Annotated in this window: 16 protein-coding genes and 3 rRNA genes; 6 read left to right on the plus strand and 13 right to left on the minus strand. The window is 67.5% G+C overall.

Annotated features, from left to right (window positions below; genetic code table 11):
* The 7 genes from PBV52_RS18075 to mtnA form a co-directional block, all read right to left on the minus strand.
* Complete coding sequence (locus tag PBV52_RS18075) at positions 1–747, minus strand: response regulator transcription factor (RefSeq protein ID WP_274239409.1); 747 nt, start codon at positions 745–747, stop codon at positions 1–3.
* Between the two features lie 202 nt (positions 748–949).
* The gene (gene hpf / locus PBV52_RS18080) at positions 950–1642 is read right to left on the minus strand and encodes a ribosome hibernation-promoting factor, HPF/YfiA family (protein ID WP_373922014.1); all 693 of its coding nucleotides are present in this window, start codon (positions 1640–1642) and stop codon (positions 950–952) included.
* Between the two features lie 315 nt (positions 1643–1957).
* A complete protein-coding gene (locus PBV52_RS18085; RefSeq protein WP_274239411.1) occupies positions 1958–3109 on the minus strand; it encodes a ComF family protein in 1152 nt (383 codons plus the stop codon).
* A 248-nt stretch (positions 3110–3357) separates the two neighbouring features.
* Positions 3358–5199, minus strand: coding sequence for an LpqB family beta-propeller domain-containing protein (locus PBV52_RS18090; protein ID WP_274249433.1), 1842 nt, complete (start codon positions 5197–5199; stop codon positions 3358–3360).
* Positions 5189–7267, minus strand: a complete 2079-nt coding sequence (gene mtrB, locus PBV52_RS18095) for an MtrAB system histidine kinase MtrB (protein WP_274239412.1) — start codon at positions 7265–7267, stop codon at positions 5189–5191. Before mtrB ends, PBV52_RS18090 begins: the two co-directional genes overlap by 11 nt.
* Before the next feature lies 1 nt (position 7268).
* A complete protein-coding gene (gene mtrA / locus PBV52_RS18100; RefSeq protein WP_199812060.1) occupies positions 7269–7958 on the minus strand; it encodes a two-component system response regulator MtrA in 690 nt (229 codons plus the stop codon).
* A 161-nt stretch (positions 7959–8119) separates the two neighbouring features.
* Positions 8120–9271 (minus strand): S-methyl-5-thioribose-1-phosphate isomerase, encoded by a 1152-nt coding sequence (mtnA, locus tag PBV52_RS18105; protein WP_274239416.1) that lies wholly within the window; start codon positions 9269–9271, stop codon positions 8120–8122.
* A gap of 140 nt (positions 9272–9411) precedes the next feature.
* On the opposite strand from mtnA, the gene PBV52_RS18110 reads away from it, so the two are divergent.
* The 5 genes from PBV52_RS18110 to PBV52_RS18130 are packed head-to-tail and all read left to right on the plus strand — an operon-like array spanning position 9412 to position 15028.
* Entirely contained in the window at positions 9412–10749 is a 1338-nt protein-coding gene (locus tag PBV52_RS18110) for a glycerophosphoryl diester phosphodiesterase membrane domain-containing protein (protein ID WP_274239417.1), read from the plus strand.
* 4 nt (positions 10750–10753) lie between these two features.
* Positions 10754–11530 (plus strand): DUF4129 domain-containing protein, encoded by a 777-nt coding sequence (locus PBV52_RS18115; protein WP_373921884.1) that lies wholly within the window; start codon positions 10754–10756, stop codon positions 11528–11530.
* Complete coding sequence (locus PBV52_RS18120; RefSeq protein ID WP_274239418.1) at positions 11527–12729, plus strand: DUF4350 domain-containing protein; 1203 nt, start codon at positions 11527–11529, stop codon at positions 12727–12729. Before PBV52_RS18115 ends, PBV52_RS18120 begins: the two co-directional genes overlap by 4 nt.
* Complete coding sequence (locus PBV52_RS18125) at positions 12729–13718, plus strand: MoxR family ATPase (RefSeq protein WP_274249435.1); 990 nt, start codon at positions 12729–12731, stop codon at positions 13716–13718. Before PBV52_RS18120 ends, PBV52_RS18125 begins: the two co-directional genes overlap by 1 nt.
* On the plus strand, positions 13718–15028 hold the full coding sequence (locus tag PBV52_RS18130) for a DUF58 domain-containing protein (RefSeq protein WP_274239420.1): 1311 nt from the start codon (positions 13718–13720) through the stop codon (positions 15026–15028). The genes PBV52_RS18125 and PBV52_RS18130 overlap by 1 nt, the downstream gene beginning before the upstream one ends.
* A gap of 109 nt (positions 15029–15137) precedes the next feature.
* On the opposite strand, the gene rrf is transcribed toward PBV52_RS18130, so the two are convergent.
* From rrf to PBV52_RS18150, 4 genes are all read right to left on the minus strand, one after another.
* Positions 15138–15254 (minus strand): 5S ribosomal RNA (gene rrf, locus PBV52_RS18135).
* Between the two features lie 89 nt (positions 15255–15343).
* Positions 15344–18463, minus strand: a 23S ribosomal RNA gene (locus tag PBV52_RS18140).
* Between the two features lie 307 nt (positions 18464–18770).
* Positions 18771–20298, minus strand: a 16S ribosomal RNA gene (locus PBV52_RS18145).
* The 16S, 23S and 5S rRNA genes sit together here, the layout of an rRNA operon.
* Positions 20299–20859: 561 nt before the next feature.
* Positions 20860–21867 (minus strand): stage II sporulation protein M, encoded by a 1008-nt coding sequence (locus PBV52_RS18150; RefSeq protein WP_274239422.1) that lies wholly within the window; start codon positions 21865–21867, stop codon positions 20860–20862.
* A gap of 130 nt (positions 21868–21997) precedes the next feature.
* On the opposite strand from PBV52_RS18150, the gene PBV52_RS18155 reads away from it, so the two are divergent.
* Entirely contained in the window at positions 21998–23062 is a 1065-nt protein-coding gene (locus PBV52_RS18155; protein ID WP_274239423.1) for an RDD family protein, read from the plus strand.
* A 155-nt stretch (positions 23063–23217) separates the two neighbouring features.
* Here the strand turns inward: PBV52_RS18155 and PBV52_RS18160 are convergent, their stop codons facing one another.
* Together PBV52_RS18160 and ahcY are read right to left on the minus strand one after the other, a co-directional pair.
* The gene (locus PBV52_RS18160) at positions 23218–23832 is read right to left on the minus strand and encodes a hypothetical protein (RefSeq protein WP_274239424.1); all 615 of its coding nucleotides are present in this window, start codon (positions 23830–23832) and stop codon (positions 23218–23220) included.
* Between the two features lie 265 nt (positions 23833–24097).
* Positions 24098–25555: an adenosylhomocysteinase gene (ahcY, locus tag PBV52_RS18165; protein WP_274239425.1), complete on the minus strand. Its 1458-nt coding sequence runs from the start codon at positions 25553–25555 to the stop codon at positions 24098–24100.
* Positions 25556–26037 lie beyond the last annotated feature (482 nt).

The raw sequence follows: 26037 nt of genomic DNA on the forward strand, positions 1-26037 counted from the left end.
TCAACGGATTTCGAGGATCTTCTCCCGCATCGCATAGACCACGGCCTCCATCCTGGAGTGCAGCTGCAGCTTCTCCAGGATGTTGCGCACATGGTTCTTCACCGTGTTCTCGGAGATGAACAACTCCTTGGCGATGTCCCGGTTGTTCATCCCCGTGGCGACGAGCTTGAGGACCTCCAGCTCACGGTCCGTCAGCCGCGGCGCGGGCACGAGCCGGCGCTCGTCCGTCCGCTGGATCATCGACTTGAACTCGGTGAGCAGCTTCGACGCCATGGACGGACTGATCTGCGACTGCCCGTCGGCCACCGCGCGAATGGCGGTGGCCACCTCGTCCGTGGAGATCTCCTTGAGGAGATAGCCGGTCGCGCCCGCCTTGATCGCGTCGTAGAGGTCGGCCTCCTCGTCGCTGATCGTCAGCATGATGATCTTCGCGCTGGGGGCCACCTCCTTGATGGAGGTGCAGGCCTCGATCCCGCCCCGCTTGGGCATCCGTACGTCCATCAGGACGATGTCCGGCAGCAGGTCCGCGGCCTTGTCGACGGCCTCCGCGCCGTCTCCCGCCTCCCCTACGACCTGGATGTCCTCCTCGGCCGCGAGCACGATCTCCAGTCCACGGCGGAACAGGGCGTGGTCGTCCACGACGAGGACTCTGATCGGCTCCTTGCGTGGAGAGCCCGCTTCCGGGCCCATGCCGACGACCTCGCCGTCGGCATCCTCGTCCCGCATCGGTCCGAAGCTGTCCGCCATCGTTCCTCCCCCTGAAGGCTGTGGCTGGTCGTTTGCCATCGCCAACCCAAGGCAGCGGCCCACCGGTTGGGCCGGTAGCGGCCATGATTTCATGCCCGGCCGACACTGCGGTGACGAGCGGGGCGCGAAGTGGTCGCACACCGGTGCCCCTGGGGGCGCACGGGCGCTCCAGGGGCACCGGCTCAGCTGTCAGCCGGGTTGGTCAGCCGCCCAGCGTGCCACCGGCCGCGGGAGACTGCGCCTGGGTGACCATCGGGTCCGTGTTGAGGTGGATGACCCCGTAGTCGTATGCGTGCCGCCGGTAGACGACACTCGGTTCCTTCGTCTCGGAGTCGACGAAGAGGTAGAAGTCGTGCCCGACCAGTTCCATCTCGTAGAGGGCCTGGTCGAGGGTCATCGGGGAGGCGACGTGCGTCTTCTCGCGCACGATGAGGGGGCCTTCGCCCTTTACTTCCAGCGAGCCGATCTTCTTGGTGGGAACTCCGTCCGGCTCTTCTTCCTGGAAGGTGTGGCCGTTGCCGTTGAGCGTCGCCGCGCCCGGAACGTGGTCGGGGACCTCGGCCGCCGTGAGTCGGCGTGCGCCTCGGCGCGAGAAACGCTTGTCGTGCTGCTTGCGCAGCCGGGCATCCAGCTTCTCCGCCGCCAGGTCGAGCGCCGCGTACGGATCGCTGGCCGCTGCCTCCGCCCGGATCACCGGACCGCGGGAGCGGAGCGTGATCTCCACTCGATCACTGCGGTCGGCCTGTCGGGGGTTGGGCTCCTTGGACACCTCGACGTCGAGGCTGATCACCTTGGCATCGAGCCTCTGGATCTTCTCCAGCTTCAGCTTGTCGGCCACGTGCTTGCGGAACCGCTCGGGCACCTCGGTCTTGCGGCCCTTGACGACGATGTCCACGCAGAACTCCGTTCCCGGATCGCTCCGCTCCATCGGCAGAGCATCTCCCTTTTGCACCAGGCTCCGGTGAACCCCGGAACCTCGGACTCGGTGACTTCCACCTCCTCCTCCCCCATGGGCAAGATCTCCACCCCATCGCCGCGGCTGATTGCGTAAAACCCGCAGCACGGCATTCGGATATGGCAGGGATGGCCTGCGCCTTTCCCTCACAACCGAACATATCTCGCCCGGACGGATGTCGTCACCCTCTACTGCGGCGTACCTCCGTTCAGGTGAATTGACCCTCTCGTTACCTGCAACGATGCAACTTCGCAGTCAGTTCCGGTTTATTTCGAAAGAATCCGGCGACGCAGCGACCACGGCCGCGCAGATCACGTCACCGGCCCGTCCGGCGCCCATGATTCCCGGCACCTCACGCGTCTGCCGCACAGCGCCCTCCATCGATCGAGCCCTCCGCTCCCATGTGCTTTCCCGAGTTCCCGCCACGTACACAGCGGTTGTCCCGTCACCACTCATACCGAACGCCTCGGTCACCCATCCATACGCGCCCGCCTCCTCCGCCGTTCTGACGTATCCGCTCGCTTCCTCAGCCGTGCCCGTGCCGGCTCCTGCCGCCCTGCCGTACGCGACCGACCGCACCGCGCTCCCGCGGCCTGCCGACTCCGCCGTACCACTGCGCGGGCCCCCTCCCTCCGGCCTGCGCGGGTCCACCCCTTCCGGGCTGCGGGACTCCGCCTCCTCCGCAAAGGCCGCCCGCACCGCACGCGCCGCCTCCGTCAGGGACGCACCCGTCGTCATCAGGTCGTCGACGAGCACGACCGGACCACCGGCGAGCAGCCGGCCTCCCCCGGGAGCCACCGTCAGCGCGCCCGAGAGATTGTCCAGCCGCTGCCGGGAGTTGAGCCCCGACTGATCGGCCACCGCACGCCTCTGTCGCAGCACGGCGAGCACCCGAGCCGATGTCCCGGCCCGCCGCAGCTCACCCGCAGCCGCGAGCGCGATCCGCCGCGCCGGATCATGCCCCCTCGCCCGGACCGCCCCTCGCGCGGACGGAACGGGTACGAGCAGCACAGGCGCACCAGCGCCCCCGAACCGCCCCACCCCGTCGGCCCGCCCCTGCGAACCCCGGGACCGCACAGCTCGCACGGACGCCCCATCGCCGTACGCACCGGCCTCCCGAAGCCCCGCCCGCACGGCTCCCGCCAGAGCCGTCCCGAGCGGTGCCGCGAGCGCCAGCGCCCCGCGTTCCTTGTGGGCCAGCAGCACGGCCCGCACCTCGTCCGCGTACCGTGCCGCCGCGTGCACGACCGGTAGTCCGGACGGCTCCGGCATGGGGCGCACCCGGCTCGGCACGGTCCCGCTCAGGACGGCACGGCACTCCGGGCAGAGCACCGTACGAGGCCTTGCACAGCCTCCGCACTCGGCCGGCAGCACCAAGTCGGTGAGGTCCTGCCACCACCCCCGCATGCCCACCACTGTGCCAACGCCCGCCCCGACCGACCACCCCTGTGGATAACTCCCTGTGGAAAACTCCAACCCCGGCGCAGACGCCCATTTCCGTCCCGGAGCCGCCCCGGGACGATGCCGGATTCCCACCACTGGATTCCCACGCGCCAAAAAAGAAGCGGCCGCTTCCGGCCGGAGTCCCACCCCGGCCGGAAGCGGCCGCCACGCTCACCGTTCTCGAACCCCAACGGCTCGGCCCGGACGGAACCTCACCCCGGATAAACCGGCGCCGTCCCGTCCGTCACGACCTTCTCCCACTGGGTCCCGGACGGCAGCCGGACGATCCCGTCCTCCGAGTACCCGACCAGCGGCAGCCGTGCGTCCTCGGACGCGGTGATCTCCTTCACGCCGCTGAGGGCCTCGGGCGCCGGCCCCTCCGGGGTGGAGCCGTCGACCTGGACGTACCGCATCGTCTGTACGCCGCCCTGCTCACGCCCGACCACCACGAGCCGGCTGTCACCGGCCCACGACATGGCGGTGACCTCTTCCAACTGCGGTGTCGCGGAACGCAGTTCGTGCACCGAGACGGCCGACCGTTCCCCCGCCTTGCCGTCCTCGCTCCGTTCGACCCGCCCGATGAGCAGCGACGACTTGTCGCCCCGCTCCACCACGAGTGCGATCCGCACCCCGTCGGCGGCCACCCGCACGGACTCGATGCGCCCCTCCAGCCCCGGCGGCGTCTTCACCACCAGCGGATCGCCCCCGCCGTCCTTCAGCAGGAGCAGCCGGGGGTTGTCGGGGTCGCGGTCGGCCACCCACAGGTCGCCCTCGGCGTCCCAGCTGGGCGCCGACAGCCGCTCATCCGCCGTCGGGCCCGCGCTGGTCAGCTCCGGCTCCCCGAGCGGCTCGCCCGACACCAGCGCCCCGACGTACAGCTCCTTGCCGTCGCGGCCGACCCCTGCGGCCATGTCCTCGTCGCGCGACACCGCCACTGACCCCAGCTGCGTATCGCCCTCACCCAGGGCGCCCGGCACGGGATCGGGCTTCGTGTCGTGGGTGGCGGCGGCCAGCCGTACGAGATGGTGCTTGGCGTCAAGGAAGTACAGGTAATCGGCGCGCTCCACCGACCCGCGCGTGGCGACGTCCTCGGCCAGGTTCTCGGTGAGCTCGCACAGCTGTCTGCCGCCCGCCTTGAGCTCGACCTCGTCCACCGTGGGGGTGAGGTTCTGCAGCGTGAACAGGAGCTGGGCAGCCATCTCGTTGCACTGGGCCAGGCCGACCCGGGCCGCCTTGTCGTTCAACGACACGGTCAGGATGTTCTGGTCGTTGGGCGTCAGCGAGGTGCCGCTGTCCTTGAGCGCCGCACCGGTGGGGAAGCTCGACCTGACCACCGGATTGAGCCAGCTGGTGGGCCCCGCGAGCAGGGAGCGCACCATCTGCGTCATGGGGTCCACGTTCCTGCGCACATAGACGGGGTCGGCGACGGCTGCCGTGTGCGGGAAGGTCCCGAGCGTGGTGTTCGTGGCGAAGTAGTACTTGTCGACGGACATGTAGTTGCGCTGGAAGTCCGACTTGCCCATGACGACACCGCGCGGCGGCACGTCGATGCGCCACTGCCTCGTCTTCTTGTCCCGGGTGAGGTGCATCGGCTCGCTGTAGTCCCCGCTGGCGGGCGCGTACGACTGCTGCGCGTCGACCGTGGCGACCTTGGTGCCGGACAGCGTGTACGACAGGTTGTCGGTCTCGTCCCGGCCTCCCGCACGTTCGGCTTCGGCGCCCGGTCCGTCCGCGAGCACCGTCGTGGACAGCAAGGGCCGCCACTTGTCCGACGCTTCCTTGGTCAGGTACTTGCGCGCTATCTCATAGTCCGGATCGTCGCTGGTCAGTGCCTCCAGGAAGCCCGACACGATCTCCGAGGACGAAGCGTCCTCGTGCGGCGGCATGGCGAAGACCCGCACCTGCGTGTCCTGGCGCGGCGTGGACTCGACGCCACGCAGATCGCCGCTGTCGGGCATCGAGGCGCACCCCGCCAGCAGTACGGCTCCACAGGCGGCGTACGCCACCGCGCGCCCCGGCGTGCGCCGGGCTCCCCCCTCGCGGTCAGCGCCCACGAGATGCCTCCCCATGCCTGCTCGACTCCTCGGCCTGCCCGGCCTCCTCGCTCGGGGGCCCATCCTCACCGGGCGGTTCGTCCTGTCTCCGCGCGCCCGACGCGGGCCGGGGGACCACACGCGCGCCGTTGCCGGGCAGCGCCGTCGGATCGGCCTTGGGGACCGAGGCGGCGCCCAAGCGCGGCGCGATCGGGTCCCTCGACGGCATCGTGGGCACCTGGTCCCCCGTGGGCTGCGCCGGCACCGTCGCGGCCTTCTCACTGCCGCCGCACGGCAGACCGGCGTCATTAAGTCCACGATTGCGGCGCGAGTCCTTGGGCTCCAGGGGTATCGGCGAGCCCCGCAGCGGCTCGTCCGCGGTCCGCGGCAGCGTCAGCCGGAACTGCGAACCACCCCCAGGCTCGCCCCACGCCTGCAGCCAGCCGCCGTGCAGCCGCGCGTCCTCCAGCGCGATGGACAGCCCCAGACCCGTACCGCCCGTCGTACGCGCGCGTGCCGGGTCCGCCCGCCAGAAGCGGCTGAAGACACGGGTCGCCTCGCCGGGCTTGAGCCCGACACCGTAGTCGCGCACCGCGACGGCGACCGCCCCGCCCGCCGCGGCGAGCTTGACGACGACGTCCTTGCCCTCGCCGTGCTCGACGGCGTTGACGACGAGGTTGCGCAGCACGCGCTCGACGCGCCGCGCGTCGGCCTCGGCGACGATGGGCTGCTGGTCGCCGACGATGCGTATCTGAGTGCCCTTGCGCTCGGCGAGCGGCTCGGCCCCACTGACAACGCGCCGTACGACCTCCCTGAGGTCGATCGGCTCCGCCTCCAGCGCCGCCGCGCCCGCGTCGAAACGGCTGATCTCCAGCAGGTCGGCGAGCAGCGACTCGAACCGGTCCAACTGGTCGGCCAGCAGCTCCGCCGACCGCGCGGTCACCGGATCGAAGTCCTCCCGCGCCTCATGTATGACGTCGGCGGCCATCCGTACGGTCGTCAGCGGCGTCCGCAGCTCGTGCGACACGTCGGACACGAACCGCCGCTGCATCCGCGACAGGTCCTCCAACTGCTGGATCTTCAGCTGCAGGTTCTGCGCCATCTTGTTGAAGGCCTCGCCGAGCCGCGCGATGTCGTCCTCGCCGGTGACCTTCATCCGTTCCTGCAGCCGCCCGGCGGACAGCCGCTCGGCGATCCCGGCCGCCATCCGCACGGGCGTGACGACCTGGCGCACCACGAGCCAGGCAATGGCGCCGAGGAGTACCACGACGAAGAGCCCGGCAGTGGCGAGCGTCCCCTTGACCAGGCTCAGCGACTTCTCCTCCTGGGTCAGCGGGAAGAGGTAGTAGAGCTGGTACGGGTCGCCGTTGGGGTCGTTGACCTGCTTGCCGATGACCAGGGCCGGCTGCGACTCCTTGTCGGCGATGCGCTTGTAGACGATGCGGGTATAGCTCTGGAACGCGCCCGTACTGCTGTCGATCCGCTCGCGCAGGTCCTCGGGCACGCTCGCGGTGGGATCCACGTCGCCGGAGGCACGCGGGCCGCGTCCACCGGTGTCGCCGCCCGCGGAGGCCGGAAGCGACACCACGTCGAAGGCGCCCTGACCGCCGCTGGAGAGCGAGGAGACGAGGTCGCTCATCCACTGGATGACGTTCTGCTCGGCCCCCTCGTCCGCCGTCGCGCCGTCGGCGGCGGTCCCGGCCGCGGCCTCGTCGGACCTCTGCTTGGCCGCCGCGAACCCGCCGGTGGCCTGGCTCTGCGAGGCCTTCACCTTGGCGTCCAGCAGGCCGTTACGCACCTGCCCGATGACGACGAAGCCCAGCAGCAGCACGACGCCGAGCGACATCAGCAGGGTCGTGGCGACGACCTTGAGCTGGATGTTGCGCCGCCACAGCCGCATGACGGGCAGCAGCGGCCGGCGCACCCAGCGCAGCACCAGACGAAGGACCGGGCTGCCCTGGACTCCGCCCTGCAGCAGCCCGCCCTCGAGGAACCGACCCCAGCGGGAGCCCGACGTCTTCCGGCCGACAGGCCGCTCCGGACGGGCCCCGGTCCGACCGGGGGCCGCAGCGGCACTGTCCCCGGACATGTCAGCTCGGCCCTGCCTTGTAGCCGACACCACGAACGGTCACCACGATCTCCGGTCGCTCCGGGTCCTTCTCGACCTTGGAACGCAGTCGCTGCACATGCACGTTCACCAGACGGGTGTCGGCCGCGTGCCGGTAGCCCCACACCTGCTCGAGGAGCACCTCACGCGTGAACACCTGCCACGGCTTACGGGCCAGCGCGACCAGCAGGTCGAACTCCAGCGGCGTCAGCGCGATCGACTGCCCGTCCCGCTTCACGGAGTGCCCGGCCACATCGATGACGAGATCACCGATGGCGAGCTGCTCCGGTGCCGGCTCCTCCGACCTCCGCAGCCGCGCCCGGATCCGGGCGACGAGCTCCTTCGGCTTGAACGGCTTCACGATGTAGTCGTCGGCGCCGGACTCCAGGCCCACCACGACATCGACGGTGTCGCTCTTGGCCGTCAGCATCACGATCGGCACGCCGGACTCCGCCCGGATCAGACGGCACACCTCGATGCCGTCCCGCCCGGGCAGCATCAGGTCGAGCAGCACCAGATCGGGCTTGCTCTCCCGGAATGCGGCCAACGCCTTGTCGCCGTCGGCTACGAAAGACGGCTCAAAACCTTCACCACGCAGCACGATGCCGAGCATCTCGGCCAGTGCGGTGTCGTCGTCGACGACAAGGACTCGTCCCTTCATGAATGCCATCATCCCATTCTCATAACAGTGGCGAAGGCAGTGGTGAGATAGGTCACCGGCCAGTGACCTTAGTCGTACGCGGTCCCTACTGTCTGCCCTCGTTCACATCACAGGGTGTGACCTTCAGGCGGGTTTGCCCCGCCTTGCCCGCCCGACTGGTTCCGACCCCTGCCTCACAAGCTCTGCGTCACCTGCCGCGACCTGGCACACAGCTCGGCCAGCGCCTCGGCCGTCACGGGCGACGCGGCTCCCTCCTCGGTGACGATCGCCGTCACCAGCTCGGGCGGCGTCACATCGAACGCAGGGTTGTACGCCTGGGTCCCCAGCGGCGCCACCGGAATCCCGCCTCCCGGTTCCGTTCCCGCCACCGGCACGTGGGGCGCCATGACCTCGGTCACCTCGAAGCCAGGGCGCTGCTCGACCTCGATGGACGCCCCGTCCGGCGTCTGCGGATCCACCGTCGTCAGCGGTGCCACCACGATGAATGGCACATGGTGATACCGCGCGAGCACCGCGAGCGGATAGCTCCCCACCTTGTTCGCCACCGAACCGTCGGCCGCGATGCGGTCCGCACCGATCAGCACCGCGTCCACTTCTCCAGCGGCGAACAGGGACCCCGCCGCGTTGTCCGTGAGCAAGGTGTACGCCATCCCGCTGCGCGCCGCCTCGTACGCCGTCAGGCGAGCCCCTTGCAGCAACGGCCGCGTCTCGTCCACCCACAGCCGCCTGAGCCGCCCGGCCCGGTGCGCCGCGAGCGCCACAGCGAACGCCGTGCCCTCCCCGCCCGAGACCAGCGACCCGGTGTTGCAGTGCGTGAGGATGCGGTGCCCGCCGCCGGGCAGCAGCTCGTCCAGCAGCGCCAGCCCCCGTTCGGCCATCCGGGAGCTGGCCTCGGCGTCCTCCTTGTGCAACGCCCGCGCCGCGCCCAGCGCTGCAGCAGCGGCCTGCTCGACATCCCCGCTCCTCGCGAGCTCGGCCCGGTACGCGGACTGGGCCCTGCGCACGCCGACGGCGAGGTTCACCGCGGTGGGCCGAGCGCCCGCCAGTGACTCCGCGGCGTCGTCCACGTCGAACCCGCGCGCGGCGGCGAGCGCGACGCCGTACGCCCCGGCGATGCCGAGCAGCGGCGCCCCACGCACGGCGAGCGAACGGATCGCCTCCACCAGCGCGGGCGCGTCCGTACAGACCAGCTCGACCTCCTCGGCCGGCAGTCTCGTCTGGTCGAGAAAGACCAGAACGGGGCCTTCAGGCGGTTCGTCCCACCGGATCGCCAGTATCTCGGTCGGCCTGCTGTCCTCGCCGGATTGCGCGTACTGATCAGCCATGTCGTCAGTCTGCCCTTTGTCCGGCGGACTATTGAAGGTGTGCAGCCCATACCGCGACCGGTACCTCCCCGACCACCCCATGGCACGATGGCTGCCAACCTGCCACCGCGACCGCGGACGGGCACCGTGAAGGAGCGACGATGAAAGACACTCCGGGCTGGGCCTCGCCCGGATCCGCCCCGTCCGACGGGCAGGAACCCGGCACGTCCGGCCCGGCCGAGCCCGCAGACCGTCCCGACCCCGCGCAGGAGCCGGGACCGGACCCACAGGGCACCGGCCCGAAGTGGTCCAAGGAGCAGCCCCCACCCAGCCAGTGGTCCGCCCCGACGGCACCCCAGGCTCCGGGCCAGACCCCGCCACCCCCACCGCCCGGCCCGGGCTGGGGCGCCCGCCCTCCGGCCGGCCCCGGCGGATACGGCGGACATGGCGACGGCCACCAGGGCTACGGCGCCCCGGGCGGATACGGCGCTTGGGGAGGCGGCTGGGGCGGCCCTCCGCCCGCGGCCAAGCCCGGCGTGATCCCGCTGCGTCCCCTCGGCGTCGGCGAGATCCTCGACGGCGCGGTCTCCACCATGCGCACCTACTGGCGGACGGTCCTGGGCATCTCCCTGACCGTCGCGATCGTGACGGAGATCCTCGTCATCCTCGTCCAGGGCCTCGTCCTGAACGACCGCCTCAGCACCGAGGCCCTCAACGATCCGAACGCCACCCTCAGCGAACTGACCCGCGCCACGGGCGACGCCCTGATCAGCTCCAGCGTGATCTTCCTGATCTCGGTGATCGGTGCGATCGCCGCGACCGCCCTGCTGACGACGATCACCAGCCGCGCAGTGCTCGGCAAGTCGGTGACCACCGGCGAGGCCTGGCGCGACGCCCGACCTCAGGTACTACGCCTCTTCGGCCTGCTCTTCCTGCTGCTGCTCATGACCTTCGGCCTGGTGCTCGCGGGCGCCGTGCCCGGCATCCTCGTGGCCGCCGCGGGCTCCGGTGACGCGGGCGGGGCACTGGCCCTCCTGGGCATCTTCGGCGCTGGCATCGTCGCACTGTGGCTGTGGTTCCGCTTCTCCCTCGCCTCGCCCGCGCTGATGCTGGAGAAGCAGGGCATCGTGAAGGCGCTGAGCCGCTCCGCGAAGCTGGTGCGGGGTTCCTGGTGGCGCGTCTTCGGCATCCAGTTGCTCGCCACGCTGATCGCGAACATCGTCGCGGCGATCGTCGTCATCCCCTTCACCTTCCTCGCCGGCGCGCTCAGCGGCGACGGCGCCACCACCTTCCTCAATGGCACCACCGAGTTCGGCTGGACATTCCTCATCATCAGCGGTGTCGGTTCGGTGATCGGCTCCATGATCACCTTCCCGATCACGGCCGGCGTCACCGTCCTGCTCTACATCGACCAGCGCATTCGCCGCGAGGCCCTCGACCTCGAACTGGCCCGAGCCGCCGGCGTCCAGGGCTACGGCACCGACACCACGGGGAGCTGAATCGGTGAGCCTGGCGGGGGGAGTTCTCACAACGTCGTCAGCACTGCCGGACGTGGCCGTACGCGCATTGCTGCGCACCGGCGACACGTCCGTGCTGTCGCTGTCGGCACGCTCCGACGACGAGCCACCGCTGATGATCCCGCGTGATCCCGCGCGGGAAGCGGCCCGGCGCGAGCTGTCGAAGCACATGTACCACGAGAACGAACCCAGTTGGTTCCAGCGCGCCCTGGACACCTTCTGGGACTGGGTCGAGGACTTGTTCAGCAGCGCCTCGACCGTGGCACCCGGGGGGCCGCTCGGCCTGGTCGTCGTCATCCTGGTCGTCCTCGCGGTCCTCGGCGCCCTGTGGTGGCGCCTCGGCACCCCGCGCCGCCAACCCACCTCTTCCGCCGCTCTGTTCGACGACCGCCCCCGCAGCGCCGCCGAACACCGAGCCGCCGCCGAAGCGCACGCCGCCCAGGGCCACTGGAACCAGGCCGTCCAGGAACGCATGCGCGCCATCGTCCGCTCCCTCGAGGAACGCGCACTCCTCGACGTCCGACCGGGCCGCACCGCGGACGAGGCCGCCGCCGAAGCAGGCCGCTCGCTGCCGTCCCGCACGGACCGACTGCGCGCCGCCGCCCGGGACTTCGACGACGTGACATACGGCGGACGGACCGCGACCCAGCAGGCGTACCAGCGCATCGCAGAACTCGACCGCGACCTGGAGAGCACCAAGCCACAGCTCGCGAGCAGCGCCCCCAGCACGGCCCACAACGCCCGCCCGGGAGCCGCCGAATGACCACCGAGGCCACGCTCCCGTCCACCTCGGCCTCGCCCACCCCACGCCAGGTGTGGACCCGCACGCGAGGCATCGCCCTCGCCGTCGTGCTCCTGCTGGCGGCGGCCGTCGTGATCGCCACGATCCGCTCCGACGCCCGGCACGGCGCCCTCGACCCACGCTCCGCCGACGCCAAAGGCAGCCGGGCGGTCGCCGAGCTCCTCGCCGACCGCGGCGTGGACACACGCGTCGTCACCACCCTGGACGAGGCACGCGCCGCATCCGCCGCGGACACCACCCTCCTGGTCGCCGCCCCCGATCTTCTGACGCACCGTCAACAGACCTCGTTGCATTCGGCGACCGCCAACTCCGGCGGCCGTACCGTCCTCGTCGCCCCTGGCAGCTGGTCCGTCGAACGGCTCGTCCCCGGGGTCACCGCGGACCCCGCCACCAGCCTCGACTCGGAACTCGCCCCCGACTGCACCCTGCCCGCCGCCCAGCGCGCGGGCACCGCCGACCTGGGCGGCGTCCGCTACACCACCACCCACCTCGGCGCCGACCAGTGCTACCCCAGCGAGCGCCTGGCCACCCTGCTGCGCGTCCCGGAAACCACCGGGGACGGCGACTCCATCGTCCTCGGCGCGCCCGACATCCTCTACAACGACCGCCTCGACGAGCAGGGCAACGCCTCCCTCGCCCTCCAACTCCTCGGCTCCCGCCCCCACTTGGTCTGGTACCTCCCCTCGCTCTCCGACACGCCGGCCGCAGACACGGACGACGAACGCAGCTTCTTCGACCTGCTTCCCTCGGGCTGGCTCTGGGGCACACTTCAGCTCTTCATCGCCGCAGCCCTGGCCGCCCTCTGGAGGGCACGCCGACTCGGCCCCCTCGTGCCCGAAAAACTCCCCGTGGCGATCCGCGCCTCCGAAACCGTCGAAGGCCGCGCCCGCCTCTACCGCAAAGCGAACGCCCGCGACCGCGCGGCCGCCGCTCTTCGCTCCACCACCCGCACGCGCCTCGCCCCCCTCGTAGGTGTCCCCGTCACCCAGGCGCACGCGCCCGAGGCCCTGCTCCCCGCTCTGTCCGCCCACCTCCACAACCACGGAGACGGACCGGCCCTGCACACCCTCCTCTTCGGCCCGCCGCCCAGCGACGACGCAGCACTCATCTCCCTCGCCGACCAACTCGACGCCCTCGAAAGAGAGGTACGCCGTCCATGATGGACCCGACCACTGACAACGCCGGGAACACCGGGGATCCGGGCACCGCCCGCGCCTCCCTGGAAGCCCTGCGCGCCGAGATCGCCAAAGCCGTGGTCGGCCAGGACCCCGCCGTGACCGGCCTCGTCGTCGCCCTCCTCTGCCGCGGACACGTTCTCCTTGAAGGAGTCCCTGGGGTCGCCAAAACGTTGCTCGTCCGCGCCCTCGCGTCCGCACTCGAACTCGACACCAAGCGCATCCAGTTCACCCCCGACCTCATGCCGAGCGACGTGACGGGCTCCCTCGTCTACGACACGCGCTCCGCCGAGTTCTCCTTCCAGCCCGGCCCGGTCTTCACCAACCTCCTCCTCGCCGACGAGATCAACCGCACCCCGCCGAAGACCCAGTCGTCCCTCCTGGAGGCCATGGAGGAACGCCAGGTCACGGTCGACGGCACCCCCCGCCCTCTCCCCGAGCCGTTCCTCGTCGCGGCAACCCAGAACCCGGTCGAGTACGAGGGCACCTACCCCCTCCCCGAAGCCCAGCTGGACCGTTTCCTCCTCAAGCTCACCATCCCGCTCCCCTCCCGCCAGGACGAGATCGACGTCCTCACCCGCCACGCCGAGGGCTTCAACCCGCGCGACCTGCGCGCCGCCGGCGTTCGCCCCGTAGCAGGCCCCGCAGACCTGGAAGCGGCACGCGCGGCGGTGGCCAAGACGACGCTCTCCCCGGAAATCACGGCCTACGTGGTCGACATCTGCCGAGCCACCCGAGAATCGCCCTCCCTGACCCTGGGCGTCTCCCCACGCGGCGCCACGGCCCTCCTGGCCACCGCCCGCGCATGGGCCTGGCTGACAGGCCGCGACTACGTCATCCCCGACGACGTCAAGGCACTGGCCCTCCCCACCCTCCGCCACCGCGTGCAGCTCCGCCCGGAGGCCGAGATGGAAGGCGTCACGGCCGACTCCGTCATCAACGCGATCCTCGCCCACGTCCCCGTCCCCCGCTGATGGCACTCACCGGACGCGCCGCACTCCTCGCGGCCCTAGGCTCCCTCCCCGTGGGCATCTGGGACCCCAGCTGGACGGGCATCCTCGCGGTCAACGCCCCCCTGGCAGTGGCCTGCGCCTGCGACTTCGCACTGGCGGCGCCCGTACGACGCCTGGGCCTGACCCGCTCCGGCGACACCTCCGTACGCCTGGGCGAGACAGCGGACGTCACGCTCACGATCACCAACCCGTCCCCCCGCCCGCTCCGCGCCCACCTCCGCGACGCCTGGCCGCCCAGCAGCTGGCAATCAGGCACGGAGGTGGCATCATCCCGCCACACGGCGACGGTCCCCGCCGGCGAACGCCGGCGCATCACCACCCGCCTACGCCCCACCCGTCGCGGCGACCGCCAAGCCGACCGCGTGACGATTCGCTCGTACGGCCCCCTGGGTCTCTTCTCCCGCCAGGGCACCCACAAAGTCCCCTGGACGGTACGCGTCCTGCCCCCCTTCACGAGCCGCAAGCACCTGCCATCCAAACTGGCCCGACTGCGCGAACTCGACGGCCGCACCAGCGTGCTCATTCGCGGCCAGGGCACAGAATTCGACAGTCTGCGCGAATACGTCCCCGGCGACGACACCCGCTCCATCGACTGGCGCGCTACAGCCCGACAGTCCGCGGTCGCTGTACGCACCTGGCGCCCCGAACGCGACCGCCACATCCTGCTCGTCCTGGACACCGGCCGCACCTCGGCAGGACGCGTCGGCGATGCCCCACGCCTCGACGCCTCCATGGACGCGGCACTACTCCTAGCAGCCCTCGCTTCCCGAGCCGGCGACCGCGTGGACCTCCTCGCCTACGACCGCCGAGTACGCGCTCTCGTCCAGGGCCGCACAGCAGGCGACGTCCTCCCCTCCCTGGTCAACGCGATGGCCACACTCGAACCGGAGCTGATCGAAACGGACGCACGAGGCCTGACGGCCATGGCGCTCCGTACGGCACCCCGCCACTCCTTGATCGTGCTATTCACGACCCTCGACGCCGCTCCCATCGAGGAAGGCCTGCTCCCGGTCCTGTCCCAGCTCACCCAGCGCCACACTGTTCTGCTGGCATCAGTAGCAGACCCCCACATCGCACACATGGCGACCGTACGTGGAAACACGGACGCCGTGTACGAGGCCGCAGCAGCAGCCCAGGCTCAGAGCGAACGCCACCACACGGCGGAACAACTCCGTCGGCGTGGCGTCACAGTCGTCGACGCGACGCCGGAAGAACTCGCACCGGCACTGGCAGACGCATATCTGGCCCTCAAGACGGCGGGACGCCTCTAGCCAGGGAAATGAAGGGGCTCTCCTACGGAGCGCCCCTAATCGATGCGCAAACCCCAAACGCAGAAAGCCCCCGTGCCGGTATCCCCGGCCGGGGGCTTTCTCAAAATTTGTTCGGCGGCGTCCTACTCTCCCACAGGGTCCCCCCTGCAGTACCATCGGCGCTGTAAGGCTTAGCTTCCGGGTTCGGAATGTAACCGGGCGTTTCCCTCACGCTATAACCACCGAAACACTATGAAACTATCCAGCCGCACCACACCGTGACCTGGCATGGGGCTGTTCGTGGTTTCAGAACCAACACAGTGGACGCGAGCAACTGAGGACAAGCCCTCGGCCTATTAGTACCGGTCACCTCCACACGTTACCGTGCTTCCAGATCCGGCCTATCAACCCAGTCGTCTACTGGGAGCCTTACCCCATCAAGTGGGTGGGAGTCCTCATCTCGAAGCAGGCTTCCCGCTTAGATGCTTTCAGCGGTTATCCCTCCCGAACGTAGCCAACCAGCCATGCCCTTGGCAGAACAACTGGCACACCAGAGGTTCGTCCGTCCCGGTCCTCTCGTACTAGGGACAGCCCTTCTCAAGACTCCTACGCGCACAGCGGATAGGGACCGAACTGTCTCACGACGTTCTAAACCCAGCTCGCGTACCGCTTTAATGGGCGAACAGCCCAACCCTTGGGACCGACTCCAGCCCCAGGATGCGACGAGCCGACATCGAGGTGCCAAACCATCCCGTCGATATGGACTCTTGGGGAAGATCAGCCTGTTATCCCCGGGGTACCTTTTATCCGTTGAGCGACGGCGCTTCCACAAGCCACCGCCGGATCACTAGTCCCGACTTTCGTCCCTGCTCGACCCGTCGGTCTCACAGTCAAGCTCCCTTGTGCACTTACACTCAACACCTGATTGCCAACCAGGCTGAGGGAACCTTTGGGCGCCTCCGTTACTCTTTAGGAGGCAACCGCCCCAGTTAAACTACCCATCAGACACTGTCCCTGATCCGGATCACGGACCCAGGTTAGACATCCAGCACGACCAGAGTGGTATTTCAACGACGACTCCACGAACACTGGCGTGCCCGCTTCAAAGTCTCCCACCTATCCTACACAAGCCGAACCGAACACCAATATCAAACTGTAGTAAAGGTCCCGGGGTCTTTCCGTCCTGCTGCGCGAAACGAGCATCTTTACTCGTAGTGCAATTTCACCGGGCCTATGGTTGAGACAGTCGAGAAGTCGTTACGCCATTCGTGCAGGTCGGAACTTACCCGACAAGGAATTTCGCTACCTTAGGATGGTTATAGTTACCACCGCCGTTTACTGGCGCTTAAGTTCTCAGCTTCGCCACCCCGAAGAGTGACTAACCGGTCCCCTTAACGTTCCAGCACCGGGCAGGCGTCAGTCCGTATACATCGCCTTACGGCTTCGCACGGACCTGTGTTTTTAGTAAACAGTCGCTTCTCGCTGGTCTCTGCGGCCACCCCCAGCTCGAGGAGCAAGTCCTCTCACCAAGCGTGGCCCCCCTTCTCCCGAAGTTACGGGGGCATTTTGCCGAGTTCCTTAACCATAGTTCACCCGAACGCCTCGGTATTCTCTACCTGACCACCTGAGTCGGTTTAGGGTACGGGCCGCCATGAAACTCGCTAGAGGCTTTTCTCGACAGCATAGGATCATCCACTTCACCACAATCGGCTCGGCATCAGGTCTCAGCCTTGATGAGCAGCGGATTTACCTACCACTCGGCCTACACCCTTACCCCGGGACAACCACCGCCCGGGATGGACTACCTTCCTGCGTCACCCCATCACTCACCTACTACAGGTCTGGTTCGTCGGCTCCACCACTCCCCTTTGCCCGAAGGCTCCGAGGCGGCTTCACGGACTTAGCATCGCCCGGTTCGATGTTTGACGCTTCACAGCGGGTACCGGAATATCAACCGGTTATCCATCGACTACGCCTGTCGGCCTCGCCTTAGGTCCCGACTTACCCTGGGCAGATCAGCTTGACCCAGGAACCCTTAGTCAATCGGCGCACACGTTTCTCACGTGTGAATCGCTACTCATGCCTGCATTCTCACTCGTGAACCGTCCACAACTACCTTCCGGTGCTGCTTCACCCGGCACACGACGCTCCCCTACCCATCACGATCCCCGTTGGGGGTACATATCGCAATGACACGACTTCGGCGGTACGCTTGAGCCCCGCTACATTGTCGGCGCGGAATCACTAGACCAGTGAGCTATTACGCACTCTTTCAAGGGTGGCTGCTTCTAAGCCAACCTCCTGGTTGTCTCTGCGACTCCACATCCTTTCCCACTTAGCGTACGCTTAGGGGCCTTAGTCGATGCTCTGGGCTGTTTCCCTCTCGACCATGGAGCTTATCCCCCACAGTCTCACTGCCGCGCTCTCACTTACCGGCATTCGGAGTTTGGCTAAGGTCAGTAACCCGGTAGGGCCCATCGCCTATCCAGTGCTCTACCTCCGGCAAGAAACACACGACGCTGCACCTAAATGCATTTCGGGGAGAACCAGCTATCACGGAGTTTGATTGGCCTTTCACCCCTAACCACAGGTCATCCCCCAGGTTTTCAACCCTGGTGGGTTCGGTCCTCCACGAAGTCTTACCTCCGCTTCAACCTGCCCATGGCTAGATCACTCCGCTTCGGGTCTTGAGCGCGCTACTATACCGCCCTATTCGGACTCGCTTTCGCTACGGCTTCCCCACACGGGTTAACCTCGCAACACACCGCAAACTCGCAGGCTCATTCTTCAAAAGGCACGCAGTCACGAGAATGTGCAAGCACATTCCGACGCTCCCACGGCTTGTAGGCACACGGTTTCAGGTACTATTTCACTCCCCTCCCGGGGTACTTTTCACCATTCCCTCACGGTACTATCCGCTATCGGTCACCAGGGAATATTTAGGCTTAGCGGGTGGTCCCGCCAGATTCACACGGGATTTCTCGGGCCCCGTGCTACTTGGGTGTCTCTCAAACGAGCCGCTGACGTTTCGACTACGGGGGTCTTACCCTCTACGCCGGACCTTTCGCATGTCCTTCGCCTACATCAACGGTTTCTGACTCGTCTCACGGCCGGCAGACCGTGAAAGAGAGATCCCACAACCCCGCATACGCAACCCCTGCCGGGTCTCACACGTATACGGTTTAGCCTCATCCAGTTTCGCTCGCCACTACTCCCGGAATCACGGTTGTTTTCTCTTCCTGCGGGTACTGAGATGTTTCACTTCCCCGCGTTCCCTCCACATACCCTATGTGTTCAGGTATGGGTGACAGCCCATGACGACTGCCGGGTTTCCCCATTCGGAAACCCCCGGATCAAAGCCTGGTTGACGACTCCCCGGGGACTATCGTGGCCTCCCACGTCCTTCATCGGTTCCTGGTGCCAAGGCATCCACCGTGCGCCCTTAAAAACTTGGCCACAGATGCTCGCGTCCACTGTGCAGTTCTCAAACAACGACCAACCACCCATCACCCTGCCCCTTGAGGCAAGTTCACTGGGGTCGGCATCACGAGGGGGTTCATTCCCTCAGATACCCAACAGCGTGCCCGACACCCTCGCCACTCGTGATCAGCGTTCCACACTCCGAAGAGCAGTACTAACAGCCCGAGATGACTGACGGTGCCGAATAATCAACGTTCCACCCATGAGCAACCAGCATCAGACATTCGCTGATGTACTGGCCTCTGACCTCACCCCGAAGGGATCGGTAAGAAGTGCTCCTTAGAAAGGAGGTGATCCAGCCGCACCTTCCGGTACGGCTACCTTGTTACGACTTCGTCCCAATCGCCAGTCCCACCTTCGACAGCTCCCTCCCCACAAGGGGGTTGGGCCACCGGCTTCGGGTGTTACCGACTTTCGTGACGTGACGGGCGGTGTGTACAAGGCCCGGGAACGTATTCACCGCAGCAATGCTGATCTGCGATTACTAGCAACTCCGACTTCATGGGGTCGAGTTGCAGACCCCAATCCGAACTGAGACAGGCTTTTTGAGATTCGCTCCACCTCACGGTATCGCAGCTCATTGTACCTGCCATTGTAGCACGTGTGCAGCCCAAGACATAAGGGGCATGATGACTTGACGTCGTCCCCACCTTCCTCCGAGTTGACCCCGGCGGTCTCCTGTGAGTCCCCATCACCCCGAAGGGCATGCTGGCAACACAGGACAAGGGTTGCGCTCGTTGCGGGACTTAACCCAACATCTCACGACACGAGCTGACGACAGCCATGCACCACCTGTACACCGACCACAAGGGGGCGACCATCTCTGGCCGTTTCCGGTGTATGTCAAGCCTTGGTAAGGTTCTTCGCGTTGCGTCGAATTAAGCCACATGCTCCGCTGCTTGTGCGGGCCCCCGTCAATTCCTTTGAGTTTTAGCCTTGCGGCCGTACTCCCCAGGCGGGGAACTTAATGCGTTAGCTGCGGCACCGACGACGTGGAATGTCGCCAACACCTAGTTCCCACCGTTTACGGCGTGGACTACCAGGGTATCTAATCCTGTTCGCTCCCCACGCTTTCGCTCCTCAGCGTCAGTAATGGCCCAGAGATCCGCCTTCGCCACCGGTGTTCCTCCTGATATCTGCGCATTTCACCGCTACACCAGGAATTCCGATCTCCCCTACCACACTCTAGCTAGCCCGTATCGAATGCAGACCCGGGGTTAAGCCCCGGGCTTTCACACCCGACGTGACAAGCCGCCTACGAGCTCTTTACGCCCAATAATTCCGGACAACGCTTGCGCCCTACGTATTACCGCGGCTGCTGGCACGTAGTTAGCCGGCGCTTCTTCTGCAGGTACCGTCACTTTCGCTTCTTCCCTGCTGAAAGAGGTTTACAACCCGAAGGCCGTCATCCCTCACGCGGCGTCGCTGCATCAGGCTTTCGCCCATTGTGCAATATTCCCCACTGCTGCCTCCCGTAGGAGTCTGGGCCGTGTCTCAGTCCCAGTGTGGCCGGTCGCCCTCTCAGGCCGGCTACCCGTCGTCGCCTTGGTGAGCCATTACCTCACCAACAAGCTGATAGGCCGCGGGCTCATCCTGCACCGCCGGAGCTTTCAACCACCACAGATGCCTGCGGTAGTGATATCCGGTATTAGACCCCGTTTCCAGGGCTTGTCCCAGAGTGCAGGGCAGATTGCCCACGTGTTACTCACCCGTTCGCCACTAATCCCCACCGAAGTGGTTCATCGTTCGACTTGCATGTGTTAAGCACGCCGCCAGCGTTCGTCCTGAGCCAGGATCAAACTCTCCGTGAATGTTTTCCCGTAATCGGGACGACACCACGAGAGCGGAACAGCCAGGCGGAATAAGCCCGGCCGTTCACAGCGTCCTCGCTGTGTTTTTTCAAAGGAACCTCGTCCCAGCCTGATGGCCGGAGACGGGGTATCAACATATCTGGCGTTGATTTTTGGCACGCTGTTGAGTTCTCAAGGAACGGACGCTTCCTTTGTACTCACCCTCTCGGGCTTTCCTCCGGGCGCTTCCCTTCGTTCTTGCGTTTCCGACTCTATCAGATCTTTTTCCGATCCGATTTCCTCGGTGCTTTCCAGGTTCCCGCTCTCGCGTTTCCCTTTCCGGCGGTTCCGACTTTATCAGAAGTTCCGGGCCGGACTGACCGGCCACTCATTTCCGAAATCATCGGGAGGGGCTTCTTCGGGAATCGATGTTCCACTGAAGCAGACAGATACTCACTCTGCCCGGGCGGGATCTACATCCACTTCCAGGCAACTGTTCGAATCTACCTCCCCACTCGCTCCGTGTCAACGGCTCTTGTGGGGCGAAGAGGAGACTAGCAGCTCAGCAGGGGTGTTCGCACATCAAGCGGCCGTCGGCACGGCGGCGCTTCGCTCGGCCGCCTCGACGTCGCCCGTCTCACCAGCGCGGGCGGCACGGCCGCCGAGGACATAGACGTATGCGAGGAAGGCCAGCTCGGCGGCGATGCCGATGCTGATGCGCGCCCACGTGGGCAGGCCCGACGGGGTGACGAAGCCTTCGATTGCGCCGGAGACAAAGAGGACCAGGGCGAGGCCTATCGCCATGCCGATTGCGGCTCGGCCTTCCTCGGCGAGGGCGGAGCGTCGGGTGCGAGGGCCCGGGTCTATGAGGGTCCAACCGAGGCGTAGGCCTGTGCCGGCGGCGACGAAGACCGCGGTCAGTTCGAGGAGACCATGGGGCAGGACGAGGCCGAGGAAGGTGTCCAGGCGTCCTGCCGAGGACATCAGGCCGAAGCCGACACCGAGGTTGAGCATGTTCTGGAAGAGGATCCAGAGGACCGGTAGGCCGAGGAAGACGCCGAGTATCAGGCACAGGGCGGCGGCCCAGGCGTTGTTCGTCCAGACCTGAGCCGCGAAGGAGGCCGCTGGGTGGCTGGAGTAGTACGTCTCGTACTGGCCGCCGGGGCGGGTGAGGTCGCGCAGTTCGCTGGGGGCCGCGATGGTGGCCTGTACTTCGGGGTGCGTGCCGATCCACCAGCCCAGGAGAGCCGCGACGAGGGTGGACAGGAGCGCTGTGGGTACCCACCAGTGACGTGATCGGTAGACCGCGGCGGGAAAGCTGTGGGCCAGGAAGCGGGTGACATCGCGCCAGGAGGCGCGTCGCGTGCCTGTCACGGCACTACGCGCGCGTGCCACCAGTTGGCTGAGCCGGCCCGTCAACTGTGGGTCTGGGGCGCTGGACTGGATCAGGGACAGGTGGGTGGCGGTGCGCTGGTAGAGGGCGACGAGTTCGTCGGCCTCGGCGCCTGTAAGGCGGCGCCGGCGCCCGAGCAGGGCGTCGAGGCGGTCCCACTCGGCTCGGTGGGCGGCGACGAAGACGTCGAGGTCCATCTGCTTTCCTGCTCCCCGGCTGTTCGTCGGCGACTCGTCGTAGGTGTCAGCTTGTCGTACTGCAGCGCGATGCGCCCTCAGCTTGGCAGACTGGCCATTCCAGGGGCAGGTCAGGGGAAGGACGGACCGCGTGAGTGAGCTGGTGACGGGCGAGGCGGTGGCGCTGGAGTTGCGCCCTGCGAAGCTGCCCAGCAGGGCGCTGGCCGTGCTGCTCGATCTGGCCGTGGCGGTGATCGCGTACATCGTCGTGGCCATTGGTGTAGTGGCTGCTACCGCTTCCTTGGACGAGGCGGCGCAGACCGCGCTGTCGATCGCGATGTTCGTTCTGCTGCTGGTCGGCGGGCCCATTGCGGTCGAGACGCTCAGCCACGGGCGCTCTCTCGGGAAGTTGGCGTGCGGGCTGCGGGTGGTGCGTGATGACGGCGGACCGATCCGGTTCCGGCACGCTCTGGTGCGTGGCCTCATAGGTGTGATCGAGATTCTGATGACGCTCGGCGTCGTCGCCGTCATCGCTTCGCTCGTGTCCGCGCGCGGGCGGCGGCTCGGTGACGTGTTCGCCGGGACTCTCGTCGTACGGGAACGGGTGCCCCTCACGCGGACGGGCTTCGTTCCCCCGCCTCCGCCGTGGTTGGCCGGACGGTTCTCGGGGCTTGACCTGTCGGCGGTTCCCGATGGGCTGTGGCTGGCCATTCGCCAGTACCTGACGCGGATGCAGCAACTGGACCCGCAGGTCGGATGGAGCATGGCGGAGCGGCTCGCGACGGACCTCGCGGCGCGGACGGGCACTCCGGCGCCGCAGGGCGTGCCGGCGGCGGCGTATCTCGCAGCGGTTCTGCAGGAACGGCAAGCGCGGGAGGCGCGGCGCGCGTTCGGGAAGGGGCCGACTGCGGGCGGGGTGCCTGCTGGTGCCGGCGCGGCAGGTGGTGCGAGTCCTGGGGGTGGAGTGAGCACTGGGGGTGCCGCGGGGGTCGTGGCTGGTGTTCCGGGTGTGTACGGCCCGCCGGCCATGCCGCCCGTTGCTGCTCCGTCTCTGCCTGGCGCGTACGGCGCAGGGGTGCCTTCGCTTGGCGCTCAGCCGTCAGTGCGGGAAGAAGAGGATTCCCCCGTACCGCAGGACACAGTGCAGCAGGCCCCGGCGCCGCAGGATGCACCGTCGATCGACCGGTCCACCACCGGCTTCGTCCCACCGGCGTAGCGCCGCGACGGCCAAGGACGGGACGCCGCGACGGACTGACGGTTCCGCGAGCCTGGCCGGCCGACCGCGGGGAAACTGCCCCGCGCCCGGCCCACTCCCCGCGTCAGCTGACTGCCTGCCCCCACCCACCTGGCTTCCCGTATGCCCGGCGTCGCTCAAGCGAACGTCGACGGCGGCGAGGCCAGGTCCTCGAGTTCGATGCCGGGTGCCGCGAGGACCACGTCGCCCGCGATGTGTACGGCGTGCTGCTCGCCCGTGTCCAGGGCTGTGACCTGGTATTCGTCCACGGTCAGGGGGGCGTTGTCAGTGGCGTGTGTTTCTCTGTTCACCAAGGCCCAGGACTGGTCCACGGTGCGCGGGGCGAGAACCGGGTCGGTGAGGGCCACGAGGCGCACGCGGGTTGCCGAGGCGGAAGGGGTGAGGCGCAGGAGACGAGTGGTGGCGATGAGGAACGCGGGGGACGTCCCGGTGAAGGCGTGGGCGCGCACATTGCCTTCCGTGGCGTGAGCCCCGGTGGGGTCGGTACGGACCCAGGTGACGCCGTCGAGGGCGGCGCCGCGTACCTGCCAGCCGCCGGCGTGGAGTTCGAGACGGATGGGGCGGCCGAGCTCGTCGAGGGCGAGATCGACAGAGCCGCTGTGGTCGCCCGCAGGGGTGGTCAGCTGGGAGACGTAGCGCCAGCCGGAAGGGCCGGGGGCGCAGTGGAAGTGCTCTTCTGCGAGGGGGGTGTGATCGTGCGGATCGTGGAGCGAATATCGGCCGCGGGGCATCGGGGTCCTGGGTCTTGACGGGCTGGTCCGGCCACACAGGCCAAGTGGCCACGCGGGCCAATGGGGGCAGGCCCCCGGCACGGGGGTGCGGGGGCCTGCCTCTGAGGATCTGCTGCTGAGCGCGTGCCAGTGCACGGGCACGCGCGCGGAGAACTGCCGTGCCGACCGACCTCGCTCGCCGGAAGCTGCCGTGCGAATTCCGTCGTCCGGCAGCCCGGCTCAAGAGGCCTGGTTCAGCAGCAACTGCGCTCGGCAGCGGCTCGGCTCAGTACCGGTAGTGGTCCGGCTTGTACGGGCCCTCGACCTCGACGCCGATGTACGCGGCCTGCTCGGGGCGGAGCGTCGTCAGCTTCACGCCGAGCGAGTCCAGGTGGAGGCGGGCGACCTTCTCGTCCAGGTGCTTGGGCAGCGTGTACACACCGGTCGGGTAGGCGTCCGGCTTGGTGAACAGCTCGATCTGGGCCAGGGTCTGGTCCGCGAAGGAGTTGGACATCACGAAGGACGGGTGACCGGTGGCGTTGCCCAGGTTCAGCAGGCGGCCCTCGGACAGGACGATGAGGACCTTGCCGTCGGGGAACTTCCAGGTGTGGACCTGCGGCTTGACCTCGTCCTTGACGATGCCCGGGATCTTGGCGAGGCCGGCCATGTCGATCTCGTTGTCGAAGTGGCCGATGTTGCCGACGATCGCCTGGTGCTTCATCTTGGCCATGTCCGAGGCCATGATGATGTCCTTGTTGCCGGTCGTGGTGATGAAGATGTCGGCCTTGTCGATGACCTCGTCAAGGGTCGTGACCTGGTAGCCGTCCATCGCCGCCTGCAGGGCGCAGATCGGGTCGATCTCGGTGACGATCACGCGGGCGCCCTGTCCGCGCAGGGACTCCGCGCAGCCCTTGCCCACGTCGCCGTAGCCGCAGACGACCGCGGTCTTGCCGCCGATCAGGACGTCGGTGGCGCGGTTGATGCCGTCGATCAGCGAGTGGCGGCAGCCGTACTTGTTGTCGAACTTCGACTTGGTGACGGCGTCGTTGACGTTGATCGCCGGGAAAAGGAGGATGCCGTCGCGCTGCATCTCGTACAGGCGGTGGACGCCGGTCGTGGTCTCCTCGGTCACGCCGCGGATCTCGGAGGACAGCTGGGTCCACTTCTGCGAGCCGTCCGTGATGGTGCGGTGCAGGAGTTCGAGGATGACGCGGTGCTCGTCGGACTCGGCGGTGTCGACGTCCGGGACCTTGCCGTCCTTCTCGTACTCGACGCCCTTGTGGACGAGGAGGGTGGCGTCACCGCCGTCGTCCAGGATCATGTTCGGGCCGCCGGTGGGGGTGTTCGGCCAGGTCAGGGCCTGCTCCGTGCACCACCAGTACTCCTCCAGGGTCTCGCCCTTCCAGGCGAAGACCGGGATGCCCTGGGGGTTGTCGGGCGTGCCGTTCGGGCCGACGGCGATCGCGGCGGCGGCGTGGTCCTGGGTGGAGAAGATGTTGCAGGACGCCCAGCGGACCTCGGCGCCGAGGGCGGCCAGGGTCTCGATGAGGACGGCGGTCTGCACGGTCATGTGCAGGGAGCCGGTGATGCGGGCGCCGGCCAGCGGCTGCGCCTCGGCGTACTCCCTGCGGATCGCCATCAGGCCGGGCATCTCGTGCTCGGCGAGGGTGATCTCCTTGCGGCCGAACTCGGCCAGGGAGAGGTCGGCGACCTTGAAGTCCTGTCGGTTCTCGACAGTCGTCATTACGAGCTGCTCCTCGGGGGTTGGGTCGAGGGTGGGTACGGCTGGTCTGCACGGCGGCGGACACCGGAGTGCCCGAAGAGGACACAGGTATGCCCGCGTACGCGCAGCGCAGTCCGTCGGAGGCCCTCTCTCCCTCGGTCGGTCCGCGGAGGACCGCCCGACCGCCATCAGCAGCGACGTCTGGCTCTGCCCCAAGCTACACCGGGAGGCCCGGCGGCCCCCAGTCCGCCTGCGAAGAGATCAGGCCATCAAGGGAGTCGCGCCGGGGGACGAGGGGGCCTTCATGGGTGGGTGGGAGGTCAGGTGACGGTCGGGTGCGGGAGCGATAACAGGACACCAACGAACCACGAACAGGAGGCGGCAGACCGGGACGATGCGGGACCTTTGCGCCTTTGAGTCTGCGGCGCGGTGGTGCAGGATGCCGGGGAATCGGAACATCTGATCGATCTTGCGGGGACGTCCGGGACGGCGTTTGCGCATGA

Source organism: Streptomyces sp. T12 (genome assembly GCF_028736035.1).
Taxonomy (GTDB): Bacteria; Actinomycetota; Actinomycetes; order Streptomycetales; family Streptomycetaceae; genus Streptomyces.